1 protein-coding gene is annotated in these 563 nt (G+C 65.2%); it reads right to left on the bottom strand.

The window, feature by feature from the left end; translation table 11 throughout:
* A partial coding sequence (gene istB / locus IC66_RS0142410) for an IS21-like element ISFK1 family helper ATPase IstB (RefSeq protein WP_038951402.1) occupies positions 1-563 on the bottom strand: 563 nt, incomplete at both ends.

Below are 563 nucleotides of genomic sequence, written 5' to 3'. Positions count from 1 at the left end.
GGGAGCTGACTTGTGACGATGGTGGATGCGCGGCCATGTCGGTCCTCGAGGATTTCGAGCAGATCGCGGCGTTCCGCGGCGGTGAGCACCGATAGTCCCCAATCATCCAAAATCAGAAGCTGAGCGCGGCCGAGGCTTTTGAGGAGCCGGGCGTAGCGTCCGTCTCCGCGCGCGAGCGCGAGCGCCTCGAACAGCCTTGGAACGCGATGATAGAGGACTGATCGGTTGTCGCGGCAGGCCTTGTGGCCGAGCGCGCAGGCTAACCAACTTTTGCCCAGGCCGGTTGCCCCGGTGACGAGCAAATTCTCGTGGCGATCGATCCAGCGACCTTCGACGAGTTTGGCGAAAACGGCGCGGTCGATGCCCCGCGGGGTGCGCAGATCGACGTCCTCGACGCAAGCAGTCTGGCGCAGTGCGGCGATCTTGAGGCGCGTGGTGAGCCGCCTGGTGTCGCGTTCGGCGGCTTCGCGGTCGACCAACAGGCCGATGCGATCTTCGAACGGCAGGGCTTCGAGATCGGGCGATCGGCGCTGCTCCTCGAAGGCCTTGGCCATTCCGGTCAG

The sequence above is a fragment of the Bradyrhizobium genomosp. III genome (assembly GCF_000261705.1).
GTDB lineage: Bacteria > Pseudomonadota > Alphaproteobacteria > Rhizobiales > Xanthobacteraceae > Bradyrhizobium > Bradyrhizobium ottawaense.
This window is presented reverse-complemented; position numbering and strand designations above follow the sequence as displayed.